The 1,162-nt window shown below is 72.8% G+C and carries 2 protein-coding genes; one reads left to right on the top strand and one right to left on the bottom strand.

Going from position 1 to position 1,162, the window contains the following annotated elements; genetic code table 11:
- Positions 1 to 687, bottom strand: a 687-nt coding sequence (pyrF, locus tag AC27KI_RS25380; protein ID WP_487116564.1) for an orotidine-5'-phosphate decarboxylase, incomplete at its 3' end; no start/stop codon positions are given.
- 76 nt (positions 688 to 763) lie between these two features.
- Here pyrF and AC27KI_RS25375 point away from each other — a divergent pair.
- The coding region (locus AC27KI_RS25375) for an EamA family transporter (RefSeq protein ID WP_487116562.1) at positions 764 to 1,162 on the top strand (399 nt) is incomplete at its 3' end.

Here is a 1,162-nt window from a genome sequence, read left to right as displayed (position 1 = left end):
GGCACGCACCGTGGCCGCCGCATCGCCGCCCTGCGCGCCCACGCCGGGAATCAAGAGCGGCAACGTGGGCGCCAGGGCGCGCACGCGCTCGATCTCGGCGGGGTAGGTGGCGCCCACCACCAGGCCCAGCTGGCCGTTGGTGTTCCACGGGCCCTGGGCGAGGCGCGCGACGTGCTCGTACAGCAGCGGCTGCCCGTCCACGCTGGCCAGCCGCTGGTTCTGCAGGTCGTCGCCGCCCGGGTTGGAGGTGCGGCACAGCAGGAAGGCGCCCTTGCCGTGGTAGGCCAGGTAGGGCTCGATGGAATCGAAGCCCATGAAGGGCGAGAGCGTCACCGCATCGGCGCCGTAGCGCTCGAAGGCCTCGCGGGCGTATTGCCCGGCGGTGGAGCCGATGTCGCCGCGCTTGGCGTCCAGCACCACCGGCACGTGCGGCGCGGTGGCGCGCATGTGCGCCATCAGGCGTTCGAGCTGGTCTTCGGCGCGGTGCGCGGCGAAATAGGCGATCTGCGGCTTGAAGGCGCAGGCCAGGTCGGCGGTGGCATCGACGATGGCGGCGCAGAAGTCGTAGATCTTGCGGGCGTCGCCGCGCATCGCTGCGGGAAACCGGTCCGGTTCGGGGTCCAGGCCCACGCACAGCATGGAGTCGTTCTGCGCGGCCGCGCCCTGCAGCATGTCGATGAAGGTCATGGGGCGCGATTTTAGGGGGCGGGGCCGCCGGTGGCGCCGCGAGCGCCGCCGTGCCCGTCCCGGCACAATGCCGCGCATGCCTGCCCTGTCCCCCCGCCAGCTCGTCGCCCTGATCCTCGTCACCCTCATCTGGGGCTTCAACTGGCCGGTCATGAAGCTCGGCGTGGCGGGCTTTCCGCCGCTGGCCTTCCGCGCGATCTCGCTGTGGCTCGGCCTGCCGGTGCTGGCCCTGGCGCTGGGGCTGCTCAAGGCCCCGTTCGCCGTGCCGCGCAGGTACTGGCTGCCGCTGGCGGGCCTGGGGCTCGTCAACATGGTGCTGTGGCACGCCTTCAGCATCACGGCCATTCCGTCGCTGTCCAGCGGGCGCGCGGCCATCCTGGGCTACACCATGCCGATCTTCTCGGCCGTGCTGGGCGCGCTGTGCTTCGGCCACCGCCTGGCGCCGCGCGCCTGGGCGGGCGTGGCGGCGGCGGCC

This window comes from Acidovorax sp. KPB24-03 (genome assembly GCF_057546605.1).
The sequence above is the reverse complement of the archived record's forward strand: the minus strand, read 5'-3'. Positions and strand labels throughout refer to the sequence as shown.